General features: G+C 33.8%; 12 protein-coding genes. 6 read left to right on the top strand and 6 right to left on the bottom strand.

All coding sequences use genetic code 11. The annotated features are described in order from the left end of the window. Positions 1–154: 154 nt before the first annotated feature. From C8C88_RS06255 to C8C88_RS06245, 3 genes are all read left to right on the top strand, one after another. Positions 155–1,069, top strand: coding sequence for an LD-carboxypeptidase (locus tag C8C88_RS06255; protein WP_370453790.1), 915 nt, complete (start codon positions 155–157; stop codon positions 1,067–1,069). Positions 1,070–1,091: 22 nt separating this feature from the next. Beyond that, positions 1,092–1,451 carry a YraN family protein gene (locus C8C88_RS06250; protein WP_121337287.1) on the top strand — a complete coding sequence of 120 codons (360 nt, stop codon included), beginning with the start codon at positions 1,092–1,094 and terminating at the stop codon, positions 1,449–1,451. Between the two features lie 119 nt (positions 1,452–1,570). Further along, positions 1,571–2,227, top strand: a complete 657-nt coding sequence (locus C8C88_RS06245; protein ID WP_121337286.1) for an aspartate kinase — start codon at positions 1,571–1,573, stop codon at positions 2,225–2,227. Between the two features lie 78 nt (positions 2,228–2,305). Here C8C88_RS06245 and C8C88_RS06240 read toward each other — a convergent pair whose 3' ends face one another. From C8C88_RS06240 to C8C88_RS06230, 3 genes are all read right to left on the bottom strand, one after another. After that, positions 2,306–3,073 (bottom strand): SDR family NAD(P)-dependent oxidoreductase, encoded by a 768-nt coding sequence (locus tag C8C88_RS06240; protein ID WP_121337285.1) that lies wholly within the window; start codon positions 3,071–3,073, stop codon positions 2,306–2,308. 115 nt (positions 3,074–3,188) lie between these two features. Then, positions 3,189–6,563: a transcription-repair coupling factor gene (gene mfd / locus C8C88_RS06235; RefSeq protein ID WP_121337284.1), complete on the bottom strand. Its 3,375-nt coding sequence runs from the start codon at positions 6,561–6,563 to the stop codon at positions 3,189–3,191. Further along, positions 6,556–7,173: a hypothetical protein gene (locus C8C88_RS06230; protein WP_121338588.1), complete on the bottom strand. Its 618-nt coding sequence runs from the start codon at positions 7,171–7,173 to the stop codon at positions 6,556–6,558. The genes mfd and C8C88_RS06230 overlap by 8 nt, the downstream gene beginning before the upstream one ends. Before the next feature lie 222 nt (positions 7,174–7,395). Between C8C88_RS06230 and C8C88_RS06225 the strand changes: the two genes are divergently transcribed. Next, positions 7,396–8,349, top strand: a complete 954-nt coding sequence (locus C8C88_RS06225) for an L-threonine 3-dehydrogenase (RefSeq protein WP_121337283.1) — start codon at positions 7,396–7,398, stop codon at positions 8,347–8,349. 22 nt (positions 8,350–8,371) lie between these two features. On the opposite strand, the gene C8C88_RS06220 is transcribed toward C8C88_RS06225, so the two are convergent. Next, positions 8,372–9,229, bottom strand: a complete 858-nt coding sequence (locus C8C88_RS06220; protein ID WP_121337282.1) for an ROK family protein — start codon at positions 9,227–9,229, stop codon at positions 8,372–8,374. A 440-nt stretch (positions 9,230–9,669) separates the two neighbouring features. Here C8C88_RS06220 and C8C88_RS06215 point away from each other — a divergent pair, with 440 nt between their 5' ends. Beyond that, entirely contained in the window at positions 9,670–12,318 is a 2,649-nt protein-coding gene (locus tag C8C88_RS06215; protein WP_121337281.1) for a glucosidase, read from the top strand. A gap of 150 nt (positions 12,319–12,468) precedes the next feature. On the opposite strand, the gene C8C88_RS06210 is transcribed toward C8C88_RS06215, so the two are convergent. Further along, a complete protein-coding gene (locus C8C88_RS06210; protein ID WP_121337280.1) occupies positions 12,469–14,802 on the bottom strand; it encodes a glycoside hydrolase family 3 protein in 2,334 nt (777 codons plus the stop codon). Between the two features lie 512 nt (positions 14,803–15,314). Between C8C88_RS06210 and C8C88_RS06205 the strand changes: the two genes are divergently transcribed. Beyond that, entirely contained in the window at positions 15,315–17,087 is a 1,773-nt protein-coding gene (locus C8C88_RS06205) for an alpha-glucosidase (protein WP_121337279.1), read from the top strand. A gap of 67 nt (positions 17,088–17,154) precedes the next feature. On the opposite strand, the gene C8C88_RS06200 is transcribed toward C8C88_RS06205, so the two are convergent. After that, on the bottom strand, positions 17,155–18,054 hold the full coding sequence (locus C8C88_RS06200; protein WP_121337278.1) for an AraC family transcriptional regulator: 900 nt from the start codon (positions 18,052–18,054) through the stop codon (positions 17,155–17,157). Positions 18,055–18,062: the final 8 nt, after the last annotated feature.

Here is an 18,062-nt window from a genome sequence, read left to right as displayed (position 1 = left end):
TATAACAAGCGGCTTCAAAATATTTACAATTTGATTATATTTGTTTTTCAATTCCAAAAAAAGAAACTGAAATGATCTCTAAATCACTTTTATAATGCGCCATTTAGTTTCCTATAAAATCCTATTTCTTATTTTTATTTTACAATCCTTCAATATGCAAGCAAATACCGTAATGATTACACCGCCTACTTTACAAAAAGGAGATACTATTGCTATTGTGGCAACTGCCCGAAAAAACATAGATGACAACCTAAAACCAGCTATTGACTTATTACACAGTTGGGGACTCGAAGTTATCATTGGAAAAAGTATTGGTCTAGATGACAATCAACTGGCGGGAACTGACGAACAACGTGCTTCTGATTTTCAAGAGCAAATGGACAATCCTAACGTAAAAGCTATTTGGTGTGTTCGTGGTGGTTATGGCACTGTTCGAATGATTGATTTACTTGATTTTAGTACATTCAAACAAAACCCAAAATGGATAATAGGATTTAGTGATGTAACGGTTTTACACAACCATTTGAACACTATGGGTTTTAAATCGATTCATGCAATTATGCCAATCAGTATTCCTAAAGCATCTGCTGAAGCTATAGAATCCTTACGCATTTCTATTTTTGGCGAACCTTTATTCTATACAATTTCTGGAAACCAAATGAATAGACCCGGGAAAGCTACTGGTGAATTGGTAGGAGGAAATTTATCCATTTTATACAGTGTTTTGGGATCTCAATCCGCAATTAATTGTACAGATAAAATTTTATTCATTGAAGATTTAGATGAATATCTCTATCATATTGATCGTATGATGATGAATTTAAAACGCAACGGTTGTCTTGATGCCGTCAAAGGAATTATTGTGGGTTCTATGACAAAAATGAAAGACAACGACATTCCTTGGGGGAAAAATGCAGTTGAAATCATAGACGACGTTACTAAAAAATATGATATTCCGGTTATTTACAATTTTCCAGCTGGTCACATTCAAGACAATAGAGCATTAATTTTAGGAAATACAGTCAAAATTGATGTGGATAAAACCTCTAGTTCTGTTGTATTTGACTAAAAGTTGATAAAAACAAAATCTTATGGCCGAACACAATGAACTTGGAAAATTAGGAGAACAAAAGGCTGTGAAATTCCTTCAAGATAAAGGCTATACCATTTTAGAAACCAATTGGACTTTCCAAAAAGCAGAGATTGATATACTTGCACAAAAAGAAGATACTCTGGCTGTTGTAGAAGTTAAAACTAGATCTTCATTAGAATTTGGATTACCGCAAGATTTTGTGAATCCAAAAAAAATTCAACTTCTTGTAAAAGCCGTTGATGCCTTTGTAAATAAAAGAAATCTAGACCTTAATGTCCGTTTTGACATCATTGCCATCCATAAAAACGACAAAACCTTTGTTATTGAGCACCTTATAGATGCATTTTTTCATTTTTAACAAAAAAATTTATTGTTATATTTGTAACAAATTGTTTTTTTAATTATATTTGCCACGGTTTTTAACACAACTGTTTACCAAACACAACTATTTACCCAAAAAACTAAACTCTTACAACTATGAAAACTGTTTCTTCAATTGTAGAAAATTACATTAAAACAAAACCTTTTTTATTGAATGCCTTGTCCCTGGGTATCATCAATTTAACTTCATTATCTAGAAATATAATGACCGAATTAGAAAGTGAATTTGGCAAAGAAGTTAAACAAGGGGCTGTAGTGATGTCACTTAAAAGACTAACTGAAGAATTGGATTTTAAACTCAATCACAAAATCAACAAAGTAATTAAAAACATTGGTGAGATTACTGTTCGTTCTGAATTGACGGATTACACTTTTGCAGCTTCAGATACGGTTTTAAACAAACAAGCGGAATTAATTACGGACATCAATACTTTTTCTGATATTTTTTACACCTCATCAAGAGGCGTAAATGAAACTAATATTGTAGTAAGCAACAGTGTTAATCATTTAGTTGACAAGCATTTTGCTAATGAAAAACTAATTCAAAAATTAGAAAATCTAGCTTCAATTACTGTAAAGTTACCTAAAGAAAACATTGTGGTTCCTGGAATTTACTATTTCATTTTCCAACGTTTGGCTTGGGAAGGAATTATCATAAATGAGGTAATTTCAACTTCAAATGAGTTTACTATTTTAGTAAGTGAAAATGAAGTGGATGTGGCTTTCAAAGTAATTAAAGATTTGAAAAACTAACGATTCCTATTTACAAATAAGGTAAAGCTTCCAGACTTTTGAAGATTGGAAGCTTTTTTATTAATATATTATAATAAATTATAGATTCATCCCTCCTGAAACCTCTATACGTTGCGCATTCACCCATTTAGCATCTTCAGTACATAAAAAAGCAATCACACTTCCAATATCTTCTGGCAAGCCTACTCGTCCTAATGCTGTTACCGAAGCGATAAATTGATTCAATTGCTCATTGTCACGCACCGCACCTCCACCAAAATCGGTTTCAATTGCTCCTGGAGCTACAATATTCACTCTAATTTTTCTTGCACCCAATTCTTTAGCTTGGTATTTAGTCAAGGTTTCCATTGCGCCTTTCATACTCGCATAAGCAGCATAACCCGGAAATGAAAATCGAGTTAATCCAGAAGAAATATTTACGATTCCACCACCGTCATTCATTATTTGTAATGCTTTTTGAGTTAGAAAAAAAGCACCTTTAAAATGAATATTGACCATGTCATCCAATTGGGATTCGGTAGTTGTCAAAAAACTTTCGTGAACACCAACGCCTGCATTATTAACTAAAAAGTCAAAATTTTCAGCATCAAAAGTGCTTTTCAATGCCGTTGAAACCTTTTGAAAAAACAAATCAAAACTGCTCACTTCAGAAACATTCAGTTGAATGGCTACTGCTTTCTGTCCTAATTTTTGAATTTCAGCTACAACAGCTTCAGCTTCTTCGTTTTTATTGTTGTAAGTTACTATTACATCAAGTCCTTTTTTGGCAAGATTTAAGGCCATATCTTTTCCTAATCCTCGACTGCCACCAGTTACTAATGCTATTTTATTTTTATGTATTTCCATCTTAAATGTTTGTTTTTTAATTAATGCAGAAGTAAAATTAACCAATTATAACTATCAATCGAGAATTTGAATCGTTTAGAAATTGCAACTTTTCAAAAAATACTAAATAGTAAAATTATTTTTCAACTCCTCCCAACAATTCCATCAGTTCCAAAGCGGTTCTGGTATTTTTTACATTGTCAAAAGTTAGCAAAAGTCGTAAACCTGCCGGCGTTTGTTTTTCTTTCATTTTACAAATAGAACTGTGTTTTTGTACAAACAGCAACACTTGATGAAAACGATTGGATTGGTAATAATCCGATTGTTGATCTGACACAAAATATCCAATCATCTTGCCTTGTTTCATCACTAGTTTCTCGATTCCTATTCGGGTAGCAATCCATTTGATTCGAATACTGTTCATCAAAGCATTGGCTCTTGGTGGCAAAGGCCCAAAACGGTCAATTAATTTATTTTGGAAAAGGATCAATTCTTCTTCGTTTTTCAAAGCGCCTAATTCATTGTACAAACTTAATCGCTCCGAAACATTGTTGATATATTCGTCAGAAAATAACAATTCAAAATCTGTGTCGATTTGTAAATCTTTCACATATTCTTTGGTTTCCAAATTATTTTCCTCAGGATATAATTCCTTAAATTCATTTTCTTTAAGCTCTTCAATGGCTTCATTCATGATTTTTTGATAGGTGTCAAATCCGATTTCATTGATAAAACCACTTTGTTCTCCACCCAATAAATCTCCAGCTCCACGAATCTCTAAATCTTTCATTGCAATATTAAATCCGCTTCCAAGTTCTGAAAATTGTTCCAAAGCTTGTATTCGTTTTCTGGCGTCATCCGTCATTGCTGAATACGGTGGACAAATAAAATAACAAAACGCTTTTTTGTTACTACGCCCTACTCGTCCACGCATTTGATGCAAATCAGACAAGCCAAAATTATTCGCATTATTGATAAAAATAGTATTCGCATTTGGAACATCTAATCCGCTTTCAATAATAGTTGTAGCAACCAAAACATCAAACTCTCCGTTCATAAATGCCAACATCAATTCTTCAAGTTTGGCGCCTTCCATTTGCCCGTGCCCTATTCCTACTCTGGCATTTGGAACCAAACGCTGAATCATTCCTGCTATTTCTTTGATATTTTCTATTCGGTTATTGATAAAGAAAACCTGCCCGTTACGCTGAATTTCATACGAAATTGAATCCCGAATCAACTCTTCACTAAACCCTACTACATTTGTTTCAATAGGGTATCTATTAGGCGGAGGCGTTGTAATTACGGATAAATCTCGCGCTGCCATTAACGAAAACTGCAAAGTTCTCGGAATTGGCGTTGCCGTTAATGTCAATGTATCAACATTGGCAGCGATGGTTTTGAGTTTGTCTTTTACGTTGACACCAAATTTTTGTTCCTCGTCTACAATCAACAATCCAAGGTCTTTGAAAACCACATTTTTGTTGACCAATTGATGCGTTCCAATGACGATATCGAGTTTTCCCTCGGCTAATAATTTCAACGTTTCCGCTTTTTGTTTGGCTGTTCTGAATCGGTTCAAATAGCCAACAGAAACTGGCATATCTTTCAATCGTTCCGAAAAAGTACGGTAATGTTGGTACGCCAAAATTGTAGTTGGCACCAAAACCGCAACTTGTTTGCTATTATCAACCGCTTTGAAAGCAGCTCGAATAGCCACCTCCGTTTTCCCAAAACCTACATCACCACAAACCAAACGATCCATTGGGCGATCACTTTCCATATCGGCTTTTACTTCTGCTGTTGACTTAGTTTGGTCTGGCGTATCTTCATAAATAAAAGAACTCTCTAGTTCGTTTTGCAAATAACTGTCAGGCGCAAACTGGAATCCTTTTTCGAGCCTTCTTTTAGCATACAATTGAATCAAATTGAATGCAATATGTTTGACGCGTGCCTTGGTTTTTTGTTTAAGAATCTTCCAGGCATTTGAACCTAATTTATAAATTTTAGGTGGTGTTCCGTCTTTTCCGTTGTATTTTGAAATTTTATGCAGCGAATGAATACTCACATACACAATATCATTATCGGCATAAACAAGCTTTATGGCTTCCTGCGTTTTGCCTTCAACTTGTATTTTTTGTAAACCTCCAAACTTCCCAATTCCGTGATCGATATGCGTCACATAATCCCCAACAGATAATGTTGTCAGTTCTTTTAATGTAATATTCTGCTTTTTCGAATAGCCGTTTTTAATGCTGAATTTATGGTAGCGTTCAAAAATTTGATGGTCAGTGTAACAGGTTATTTGGTTTTCCTCATCAATAAATCCTTGGTACAAAGGCAAAACAACGGTATGATATTGCTTGCGAATATTTTCAGAATTTGCTTCGTCCAAGGTTTCGAATATATCGTGAAATCGTTTGGCTTGTGCTTCATTGGAACAAAACAAATAATTCTTGTATCCGTTAAAATGATTTTCATTCAGATTATTCAATAACAAATCAAATTGTTTGTTGAACGAAGGTTGCGGCTGAATGTGGTATTCAAACTTTTTGGTCGTTCTAAAAACGGCTTTTGAACCCAATTCTACAATCGAAAAATCCAGCGCGCGCTTTATAAATTCTGTTTGATTCAAGAACAATTGTTCTGGCGTAGAACGTTTTATTTCTTTCGATAATTTCTCGAAAGCTTCTTCGGCTTTGCCAAATTGTTTGTCTAATTGTGATAAAAAATCTTCTGTATTTTGAATAAAAATTACCGTTTTCTCCGAAATATAATCCAAGAAACTTTCTCGATTTTCTTGAAAAACTTTGTTCTCTACATTTGGGATTATTGTTATTTTCTTTTGTTTTTCCAAAGACAATTGAGTCGCTACATCAAAGCTTCGAATGCTTTCGACTTCGTTACCAAAAAACTCGATTCGGTATGGATTGTCATTCGAAAACGAAAATACATCTACGATTCCTCCACGAACCGAAAATTCTCCAGGTTCTGTAATGAAATCAACTCTTTTGAATTCATATTCGAATAATACTTCATTGATAAAATCAATAGAAATTTTGTCCTCCACAGCAACCTTCAGCGTGTTTTTATCCAATTCCTTTCGGGTTACCACTTTTTCAAATAATGCTTCTGGATAGGTAACAATAACCGCTGGCTTTTTGCGCGAATTAATTCGGTTTAAAACTTCTGCACGAAGCAAAACATTCGCATTATCAGTTTCTTCTATTTGATAAGGACGACGGAAAGAGCCTGGATAAAACAAAACATCTTGATCACCAATCATTTGTTCCAAATCATTCAAGTAATAGGCAGCTTCTTCCTTGTTGTTTAAAACAATCAAAAATGGAAGCTCTGCTTTCTTAAATACAGACCGAATTACAAACGAAAGCGACGAAGCTAACAATCCATCAAGATGCATTTTTACTGAATTGTTTTCTTGCAAACGGGCTACGATTTGCGCTGTTTTTGGCGAATTATCGTAGGTGTTGTATAAGGCTATTTTACTCAACGCGAGGGGTGTTTGGGTCAAAAGATTTGTTCGGGATTGGCGTACTTGGAATGGCTCTCGTTGTATCCAGCATTTTCAACATTTCAGACTCACCCATTTCAACAGGGATTTTGCTTTTTTCCACAATCTTATCCATTTGTCGTTGCAAAGAGACCAATTCTATATTGATTTGTGAAATTAGCAACACTACTTTTTTATCTGGAATATTATCTAAATGAATGAATAAATCCAACAATCGAACTTTAGTAATTAGAGTTGAAATTCGGCTTTTAATTTGAGGTTTACTGAACTGATAAGGAACACTTTCTCTTAAAACCATTGCTTTTTTAGAGATTTCAGTTGATTTTTTTTGAAAAGCCCCAATAGTTTTTTTGGGTTTTTGAGATAATTCAGCTAAAAACAAACGCAGTTCATTCCAACTCGACACACTGGCTTCGGAAGTTGTATTGATAGGAGCATCATAAAAAACCCACCCTTTATCAATATTCGAAAAAATGAGTTCTCTTTTCTTGATCTCTTTTTTGTTTTCAGCAATACGCTTTTGGTTATCGTTTTGACACGAAAACAAAATGAATATCATAAAAAAGAAGACCGTTATTTTATTTGCCATTTGAATTTTCATTAAAGTACAAAGTTACAAAGTAAATTTACAATAACGAATTACGACTACAGATTAACAATCTACTATTTTGGTGGCTGTTTTTATGTTTTAAAAAATATAAATTAAGACTTTTTTCATCATTTCAATTGCTGTTTTGTGATATTTATAACTTTTTTTCTTAAATTGTGATATTTAACGAAAACGTTATCTTTGTTCTATAAAACAGACGACATGAGTACTAAAGTATTGATTATAGGCGCTTGCGGGCAAATTGGAACAGAACTCACACACCAACTTCGAAAACTATACGGAACAGAAAATGTAATTGCTTCGGATATTCGAAAGTTAAATAATGATGTGGTAAACTCTGGCCCTTTTGAAGTGGTAAATGCTTTAGACTTTAATCAAATTGAACATTTGGTCGAAATACACCAGATTGACGAAGTCTATTTAATGGCTGCTTTACTATCTGCGACAGCCGAAAAAAATCCTGCTTTTGCTTGGGATTTAAATATGAATTCGTTGTTTCACGTTTTGAATTTGGCTAAAGCCAAAAAAATAAAAAAAATATTCTGGCCTTCTAGTATTGCCGTTTTTGGCCCTACAACTCCAAAAGAAAATACGCCACAATACACCATAATGGAACCATCAACGGTTTATGGAATCAGCAAACAAGCCGGCGAAAGATGGTGCGAATACTACCACAATGTTTTTGGAGTAGATGTACGAAGCATTCGGTATCCAGGTTTAATAAGCTGGTCAACTCCACCCGGTGGCGGAACTACGGATTATGCTGTAGATATTTTTCACAAAGCACTTACGGACAAAACGTATGAATGCTTTTTATCTTCAGAAACCAAAATGCCAATGATGTATATGGAAGATGCTATAGCGGCAACAATTCATATTATGCAGGCTCCAACCGAACAAATAAAAATTCATTCTTCCTATAATCTTGCCGCAATGAGTTTTACACCAACGGAAATTGCTGCCGAAATCAAGAAACACATTCCTGATTTTACTATTACTTACAATCCTGATTTTCGTCAAAAAATAGCCGATAGCTGGCCTTCTAGCATTGATGATTCCGAAGCCAGAAAAGACTGGAACTGGAAACATAAATTTGATTTAGAATCAATGACTAAAGATATGCTGGAGCATTTAAGCAAGGAGAATCACTTATAAAATTCAACTTTCTAAACATAAATTATAAAGAAGACAGCGTATCTTGAAGGCAGAGTGAAGCCGCTCCAAGTATTGCAATATTATCTCGATTTGACGTTTCAATTTTTAAATTTTGGATTTGCTTTTGGTAGGCAAATGACCGCAAGGAGGTTTCTAATGCCTCTTTAAAAAAGGGATACGACTTACTTATTGAGCCTCCTAAAATAATAGCTTCGGGTGCAAACATGTATAAAATTGCCTTGATACATTCCCCTAAATGCGAACCAAATTCAGCAAAACATTCTAAAGCTTTCTTATCGCCTTCAGCAGCTTTTAAACTCAATTCCATTGCGCTTAATTTATAGGTATTCGTAAAGAAAAAACCGCTCGAATAATCTTCCATAATTCCCTCTTTGTAAGGAATCATTCCTACTTCGCCAGCACCGCAAAGAACACCGTTATAAAGACTGTTATTTATTATGATTCCCATACCAATACCAGTCCCTATGGAAAGCCCTATAAAATTTTTAAAGTCTTTACCTTTCCCGAATATTTTTTCTCCCAAGGCAAAACAATTGGCGTCATTGTTTATATAAACTGGAATCTTATAGCGCTTTTCTACTATTTCTTTCAAGGCAACTTCTTTCCAAGCTGGTAGATTTTGCACATCATAAACAATCCCTGATATTGGATTTACTACTGCAGGAACGCCAATTCCTATAGCTTTAACATTTGAGGTTATGACTTTGTCAATTGCTTCAAAAAGAGCAGAAAGAATTTCTTGTTCCGTTTCATTTGCATTGACTCCTATAAAAGTTTGCGCTACAATTTCGCTGTTTTCTACTCTCCCAATCTTTATATTAGTCCCTCCTATGTCAATTCCTAACAATACATTGCCCATATTTCTATTTTTTTGATGTCAAATTAGCAAATAAAACCCTGTTTTTCACATTCAATATTTGTGTATTCTCTAGATGTAAATACGGATTCTTAATTTGCATTAAGCACTATGAAAATCCTTTTTTACTGTTTCATGTTGCCATTACATATCATTTCAAACAACAAACACTAAATTAATTATTTACATTTCAAACCTAATCTATTTTGAACAAAAAACACTTATTATCTTGTTCGATTTATTGCTTTAAACCAAACTTAACGTTCAAAATAAAGTCGAAAAAAAATCATATTTTAGAAATTGCTCAATTCATATAATGAAAATGAAAAAGGGAAAAAATAAATAATTTTCAATTATATCATTGGATTTTTAAAGAATAATTAGCTGATATTGTTTCATATTTATATAAATTGCGATTTAGAATTAATATTGAAAATAGGGGTATGTCAGAAAACAATGCAGAGAGATCAAGACTAAAATTAAGGAAGGATAATAAAGGTTGGAAAAAATGGGGTCCTTATTTAACAGAAAGACAATGGGGAACTGTTAGAGAAGATTATTCTCAAAGCGGAGATGCCTGGAATAATATTACTCACGATATGGCTCGTTCAAAAGCGTATCGTTGGGGTGAAGAAGGAATTGGTGGTATCTCTGATAACAAACAACATATTTGTTTTGGTTTTGCTTTTTGGAACCACAAAGATCACATCTTAAAAGAACGTTTTTTTGGTTTAACAGGAAGCGAATCTAATCATGGTGAAGATGTAAAAGAAATCTATTTTTACCAAGATTCAACTCCTACTCATTCCTACCAAAAAATGCTTTACAAGTATCCTCAGGGTGCTTTTCCTTATGCAAAACTGGTAGAGGAAAGTAAAAAACGTTCTAGACTTGAGCCAGAATATGAATTATTAGATACTGGAATTTTTGATAAAGATGCTTATTTTGATATTTCTATCGAATATGCCAAAGCTGATGAACAAGACCTTTTAATTAAAGTTACTGTTGAAAACAGATCAAAACTTGCCGCTCCAATAACTGTTTTACCGACTATTTGGTTTAGAAATACTTGGTGTTGGGGATATGACAATTACAAACATAAACCTATACTAACTGGAATTGGAAACTCCATGATTGAAGTAAATCATCGATTGGTAGGACGTTATAAACTATATGCTGAACATGCAGATGAGTTTTTGTTCTGCGATAATGAAACCAATTTTGAGCGATTATATGATTCTCCAAATCTTACACAATATACAAAAGATGGTATTAACGATTACATCGTAAACAAACGTAAAGATGCTGTAAATCCAAACCACATTGGCACAAAAGCATCGGTAAAATACAGCGCAGTAATTCCTGCAAATGGAAAAAAGGTGTTTCGCCTACGTTTTACCAATACAACGCCTACCGATGCCTTTGTTGATTTTGACGAAATTTTCAAAAAACGCGGCATTGAAGCAGATGAATTTTATGAGACCCTTCAAAAAGGCATTGAAGACGAAAAATTAAAATCTGTTCAACGTCAAGCATATGCTGGTATGCTTTGGACAAAACAATGGTATTATTACAATGTATTTGAATGGATAAAAGGAGATCCATCCATGCCAAAACCTGATGAAAACAGAAAAAACGGAAGAAATAGTACCTGGAAACACTTATATACTGCTAATATTCTATCCATGCCTGACAAATGGGAATACCCCTGGTTTGCAGCATGGGATTTAGCTTTTCATACCTTACCACTAGCTCGTTTAGACCCTGATTTTGCAAAAAGACAATTGTCAGTAATTCTAAGGGAATACTACATGCATCCAAATGGTCAAATCCCTGCTTATGAATGGTCATTTTCGGATGTAAATCCGCCAGTTCACGCATGGGCAACTTGGAAAGTATACGAAATTGATAAAGAAATGAATGGCGGAAAAGGAGATGTTGTTTTCCTAGAACGTATCTTCCATAAACTGCTATTGAATTTTACTTGGTGGGTAAATCTAAAAGACGAAGGCGGAAATAATATTTTTGGAGGTGGGTTCCTTGGAATGGACAACATTGGTGTATTTGATCGCTCTGCATCTTTGCCTACTGGAGGACATTTAGAACAAGCTGATGGAACAGGATGGATGGCTATGTATAGCTTAAACATGTTGCGTATTGCTTGCGAAATTGCTCTTGAAAATCCTGTTTATCAGGATATGGCTTCTAAGTTCTTTGAACACTTCTTGCACATTGCTGGAGCCATGCAGGCAATTGGTGGTGACAAACTAAATCTTTGGGACGAAGATGATCAGTTTTATTATGATATGCTTCATAAAGAAAATGGTGATGCTGAACTTCTAAAAGTTCGTTCTATGGTAGGTTTAATCCCTTTATTTGCGGTTGAAATTTTAACTCCTGAATTATTAGAGAAATTACCCGATTTCAAGCGTCGTGTAGAATGGGTTTTAAATAATCGTCCAGACCTTGCTAGCTTAATCTCTAGTTGGGATAATCCTGGTAAAGGCGAAAGTCGTTTACTTGCAATTCTTAGAGGACACCGAATGAAAATGATCATGAAACGCATGTTTGATGAAACAGAATTTTTATCTGATTTTGGAATTCGTTCTCTATCTAAATACCATAAAGACCATCCTTATAAATTTAATTACGAAGGCGGAACTGTTCAGGTTGATTATACCCCAGCCGAAGCAACAGGTGATATGTTTGGTGGAAATTCGAACTGGAGAGGTCCTATTTGGTTTCCAATGAACTATTTGATTTTAGATTCTTTGGAGAAATTCTCTAGTTATTATGGCAATGAATACGAAGTTGAATTCCCAACTAATTCAGGGGAAATGATGAGTATAAAACAAGCTGCCGAGGGCGTTTCTAAACGATTATTGTCACTTTTCATTCCTGATGCTAACAAAAAAATTCCGATGTATGGTGAATATGAAAAATTTCAAAAAGATCCAATTTTCAACAAAAACCACTTGTTTTTTGAATACTTTGATGGTGATACTGGAAAAGGTTTAGGTGCCAATCACCAAACGGGTTGGACAGGTCTTATATCAGAAATTATTAGGCAATTATATGTAAAACCAGAATAGTTTCTTTAATATCTTTCTGAAATCACAGATAACAACGGTGATTTCAGAAAGATAATTTTATTGATTAGTAGCAATTCTAGCAAACAAATCGTTTTAAACCAAAAAAAAAGACCATCATTGCTGATGGTCTTTTTTAATAATTTATTATTCTTACTGTTTTTTAACACTATATTTTTCAGTTCTAGCATCTTTAATTACACCTTTCCAGTTTAATCCAAAACCAAAATCATATACATTTCCATTAGCATCTTTATATGGAATCATATCATGAGGAACGTCTTCCATTTGTTTTTCAACAGTAGACATATTTAAAGGCATTTGTAAAGGCAACAATCCTGAAGGTTCTGTTTTACCAGATATAATATCCATCATTGCTTCTACTTGAACTCCAAATTCACCTACTATTGCATCAACATCTTTTTCGAACTCTCCAAAAACCATTGGATTTGAAATATTCACTGACACAATAACCGGTTTACCATTCATTGCTTTTTTAGTTTCAAGAATCGTATTTAAATCTGGGTATGAATTTGATTTAGATGTTTTATTCAAATACGATCTGTTTGTAATTGTTGGGTCTACCACAGGATCTCCAGCTGCTATACTTTGCGCTCGTGCATCAACTGCTGTATACTCTTTTAATTGCAAACTAATTGGCACATATCCATTTCCTCCAGCTTCTCTGTCTGCTCTACTATATCCTCCACTTATTGGGCTTTTAATAAATACAATTGCAAAATCAGCTTTATTAGGGTCATCCGTTACCGTATAATGTTTTTTAATTAATTCTAAATTAACTGGATACTCAATTTTTTCAGGAGAAGGTTGCCCAAAAAAGTTGATTCCTGCAGGAGTAACTCTTTTTGGTATATAAACGGTCTTTCCTTTTTGTATTGGCAATGTTTTATTTTGATTTTTAATCAACACAACCGATTTTAATTGTGCTTCATAACCCGCTTTCATGAACTCAGGTTTACCTACAATTGCTTTTGTTTCAGCAGAATCTAAATATGAATTTTCAAATAATCCAACTCTAAAAATATTCAAAAGTAAACGAACAGCTGATTGCTCAAAACGCTTGCGCATAAAAATATCCCCATGTTCTTTTACTCCCATTTGGTAAGCTTCAAGGACAGGATTAATATCATTATTACCTCCAAATTGATCTACTCCCGCCATCAAAACTTTGTAATGTCTTTCAGCAACAGTCAACTTTTCAACTCCCCAAGATTTACCAGAAAACACATCTGGAGTTGGTCCTTCATTAGCTGTAATCAACCAATCCGTACAAACTACTCCATCATAACCATATTTATTTCTCAATAAATCAGTAACAATGTATTTACTAAATCCATTCCCAACATTTTCTCCGTTTTTAGTATCTTGATTATAAGAAATCGTATAATAAGGCATCACAGCTGATGCTTTTTTAGTTTTACCATTCAATTTAAAAGCACCTTCTGTAAATGTTTTTAAATGAGTTTCAAAATTATTTCCTGGATAAACAGCAAATTTTCCGTAAGCAAAATGCGCATCACGACCTCCTTCTTCAGGACCTCCACTTGGCCAGTGTTTTACCATTGCATTAACGCTCAAGTTCCCCCATCCATCATAAACATCAATAGCTTTTGGAGAAGTCTGAAATCCGTCTACATAAGCTCTTGCCATATCAGTTGCTAGTTTTGGATCTTCTCCAAAAGTACCTACAAAACGATTCCATCTTGGCTCTGTAGCCAAATCAATTTGTGGCGATAATGCCGTCGCGATTCCCAAAGCACGGTATTCCTTACCAGCGATTGATCCAAATTGTTCCGTAATAGTTGGGTCAAAAGTAGCCGCTAATCCTAATTCCTCTGGCCATTGCGATATAGAACCACCTGATCCTGCATTATATTCAGAATCTTTATTAGCACCATTTCGTGGATCAGAACTGTTATTTGCAGGAATTCCAACTCCAATACCTTCAACTAATGCTTGTATATTATTATTCCATTCTGCCGCAATAACTGGGCTTTGAACAGAAGTCATTAACACGTGACGTAAATTATCATTGGTCAAAAAAGCAATTTGTTGATCAGACAAATCCGATGCTTTAACTCCGCTTTGAGAAAAAGGTTTTCCATTATACGTTCCAGCAAACATTCCAGCCTCAGAAGCTGGTACAGCTTGGTGACGGCTATACAACATCAATCCAGCAATTTGTTCTACGGTCATTTTTGCAGCTAAATCTTTAGCACGTTCTGCCACTGGTTTTCTCCAGTCTTCATAGGTGTCTAATGCTCCATTCTTATTTAAATCTTTAAAGGCTAAACCATCAACTTGAATGATTTTCACTCCTGATTTTGGTGAATATCCTAAGGTTTGTCCACCATTGTTTTGAACAAGATTATAAGATCCTTTTGGAGTTTCTACCCACTTTTTTTGTGCGTAAGTCTGCGCACCAAGCATTAAAATTAACGCATTTAATACTACTGTTTTTTTCATATTTTGGTTTTATTAATTGGTATTAGAAATAGCTTAACTTAATTGAATCCGTTTGAAAAACGTTTAATACTTTCATTTGAAAACATCTGATTTTCTTCAATTTAACGAAAACGATTTCAAATATATAAAATAATGTGTCTGTATAACACAATGAATGAAAAAAAATTAATTTTTATCTATCTTAAAAAACTGTTTTATTACTGAAGCTTATATTAAAAGCTAAAAATAAAAAACCAAGCTTTTTTTACTTCATTTTTCTTGCTGATAACTATTTTAAATTAATTTTTGGGTTATAAATCTACTACATTTTTTAAACACAAATTAAATATAATTAATTGATTTTTAATTATTTAAAAAAATATTAGTCTACTTTTTTTTTACAATGAAAATCTTTAAGAGCTAAACCCTCTAATTTTACTATCTGAGAATTTTTAGAAAAAACAATCCTAAAAATTATTTGACAAATCAATTTTGATTGCACTTAAATATTTAACCCATAAAATTAAAAAATAATGAAAGTAGTATTTTCCAAGTTAACTACAATTTTACTTTTGTGTCTTGTCATAGTATCCGTAAATCAATCGGCAGCTCAAGAAAAAAAAGGAACAACAGACCGTAAATGGTGGAAAGAAGCAGTAGTTTACCAAATCTATCCTAGAAGTTTCAAAGATACTGACGGAGATGGTGTTGGAGATTTAAAAGGAATCATTCAAAAACTAGATTACATCAAAAGTTTAGGCGTGGATGTAGTATGGTTAAATCCAATTTATGGTTCTCCAAATGCAGATAATGGATATGATATCTCGGATTATCAAACCATCATGAAAGAGTTTGGAACCATGGAAGATTTTGATGCATTACTAAAAGGAATGCACGAAAGAGGTTTAAAATTAGTGATGGATTTAGTGGTTAATCACAGTAGTGATGAGCATAAATGGTTTCAAGAAAGTCGTAAATCACGGGATAATCCATATAGAGACTATTACCATTGGTGGCCAGCAGAAAAAGGAAAACCAGCATTCAGACCAGGTGCTTTTGAAGCTGACGGAAGCGGTTGGAGATATGACAAACAAACTGATTCTTATTATTTACATTATTTCAGCTATAAGCAACCTGATTTGAATTGGGAGAATCCAAAATTACGTCAGGAAATTTACAGTATGATGAATTGGTGGTTCAAAAAAGGAATTGACGGGTTTAGAATGGATGTAATTCCATTTATCTCTAAAGACACTAATTTCCCCGTAATTACTCAAGAAGAATTGGATAAAAACTACCACGGACGCTGGGATGTATATATGGCTAGTGGTCCACATTTGCACGATTACCTTCAAGAAATGAACCGTGAAGTATTGAGCAAATATGATGTAATGTCCTTAGCCGAAGGAGCTGGAATGTTGACCTCAACAGCTTTAAACTTTGTAGATGAAGATCGTAAAGAACTAAATATGGGGTATCATTTTGAAGGAACCAACTTAGGATACATTCCTGGTTATTTCAAGAAAATGAGTCCAAATTGGAGCTTAGTTGATTTCAAAAAAATCTATTCTGATTGGGATGCAGTATACAACAAAAAAGGTTGGGGAACAATCTATTTAGGGAATCACGATCAACCAAGAATGACTTCTCGCTGGGGGAATGATGCTCCTGAATTTAGAGCAGTTTCTTCTAAAATGTTGACAACATTCTTGCTTTCTATGAAAGGAACTCCTTATTATTATAATGGAGATGAAATTGGGATGGTAAATGCTAAATTTAACAAAATTGAAGACTACCGCGATATTGAAACTATTGCCGAATACGAAAAAATAAAAATTGCTGGTGGTGATTTAAAACAATTTATTGAAGATCAAAAAACTGGAGGAGCACGTGATAACGGAAGAACTCCTTTTCAATGGAACAGTTCTAAAAACGGTGGTTTTAGCACTACTGAACCTTGGTTAAAAGTAAACGACAACCACACAGCCATAAATGCTGAAGCACAGGAAAAAGATCCAAATTCAGTATTGAATTACTTCCGAAAAATGACCAAGCTTCGTAAGACAAATCCAGTATTAATATATGGAAAATACACGCTTTTAGATAAAGAAAATCCAAATGTATATGCTTACACTAGAGAATTAGAAGGAAAAAAAGTATTAGTTTTACTTAATTTTTCTTCTAAAAATGCAACTGCAAAAACAGGCATAAACATCAAAAAATCTAAAGTATTAATTAACAACTATACTAAAGCTTCAAAAAACGGTGAATTAAGACCTTACGAATCGGTAATTTATCAATTGTAATACGAATTGAATTTTTTAGAAATGCCCCAAATAGCATCTGCTTTTTGGGGCATTTTATTTTATAGAATTAGAGTTTTCTATATTTTAAAGGACTTAGCAACAAATGCTTTTTGAAGAAATTATTAAAATAGGTCACTTCACTAAACCCTAAGGAATAGGCAATTTCTGAAACGGTCCAATTGCTGTGCTTCAATAAAACTTTTGATTCTTGCAAAACTCGTTCTGCAATAATTTGCGAGGTGGTTTTTCGAGCAATTTCTTTTACGGCCCTATTCAAATGATTGACATGTACATTTAACTGGTTTGCAAAATCTGAAGCTGTCCGAAGCGATATTCTTTGATGTGCATCATCAATAGGGAATTGACGCTCTAAAATTTCCAGAAACAGGGTTGTGATTCTTTGGGAAGCATTCAATTGTTGGTTTTCAATAGTTGCAGTTGGCTCCATTTTCATGGCAAAATGCAGCAATTCAAAAACAAGATTTCGCAACACATCGTATTTATAAATATACTCTGAATTGATTTCGTCAAACATACGCTTATAAATCGCTTCGACTTTTTCTACTTGTTCATCCGTCAACTCAAAAATAGGATTGCCCTTAGGTTGAAAAACCGAATATTGATCTAGATTTCCGTATTGATGAAAGAAATGTTGATTAAAGATGCAAAAAGAACCCGCTCTCGTATTATCAAGATGCTCCCATTTATAAGGAATCTTTGGATTAGAAAAAGACAATGCTTGGCTTTTAATTTCCACGATCTTGTCTGCAAAGTGAACATTGCTATTGCCTTTCACCAACATGATTTTAAAAAAATCACGTCTTTTATACGGAACTGGTTGTGGTTTTTCACCAAAAAAAGGTTCTAGATTAAAAACATTGAAATGCCCAATTTCATTTTTAAAATTTTCCGGCATCCAATCGAATTTTTTCTTGTAAAACGCTTCTATTGTTTCAACCTTATCCATCTTATAAA

The organism is Flavobacterium sp. 123 (genome assembly GCF_003634825.1).
Lineage (GTDB): Bacteria > Bacteroidota > Bacteroidia > Flavobacteriales > Flavobacteriaceae > Flavobacterium.
Note: the sequence above shows the minus strand (reverse complement) of the source record. Positions and strands in the feature narration are given on the sequence as shown.

Coding starts and splice junctions, on each gene's coding strand:
- C8C88_RS06220 (WP_121337282.1), bottom strand. CDS start 9,229: ATGGGCAATGTATTGTTAGGAATTGACATAGGAGGGACTAATATAAAG.
- C8C88_RS06230 (WP_121338588.1), bottom strand. CDS start 7,173: ATGGCAAATAAAATAACGGTCTTCTTTTTTATGATATTCATTTTGTTT.
- C8C88_RS06245 (WP_121337286.1), top strand. CDS start 1,571: ATGAAAACTGTTTCTTCAATTGTAGAAAATTACATTAAAACAAAACCT.
- C8C88_RS06250 (WP_121337287.1), top strand. CDS start 1,092: ATGGCCGAACACAATGAACTTGGAAAATTAGGAGAACAAAAGGCTGTG.
- C8C88_RS06200 (WP_121337278.1), bottom strand. CDS start 18,054: ATGGATAAGGTTGAAACAATAGAAGCGTTTTACAAGAAAAAATTCGAT.
- C8C88_RS06210 (WP_121337280.1), bottom strand. CDS start 14,802: ATGAAAAAAACAGTAGTATTAAATGCGTTAATTTTAATGCTTGGTGCG.
- C8C88_RS06240 (WP_121337285.1), bottom strand. CDS start 3,073: ATGGAAATACATAAAAATAAAATAGCATTAGTAACTGGTGGCAGTCGA.
- C8C88_RS06205 (WP_121337279.1), top strand. CDS start 15,315: ATGAAAGTAGTATTTTCCAAGTTAACTACAATTTTACTTTTGTGTCTT.
- C8C88_RS06215 (WP_121337281.1), top strand. CDS start 9,670: ATGTCAGAAAACAATGCAGAGAGATCAAGACTAAAATTAAGGAAGGAT.
- C8C88_RS06225 (WP_121337283.1), top strand. CDS start 7,396: ATGAGTACTAAAGTATTGATTATAGGCGCTTGCGGGCAAATTGGAACA.
- C8C88_RS06255 (WP_370453790.1), top strand. CDS start 155: ATGCAAGCAAATACCGTAATGATTACACCGCCTACTTTACAAAAAGGA.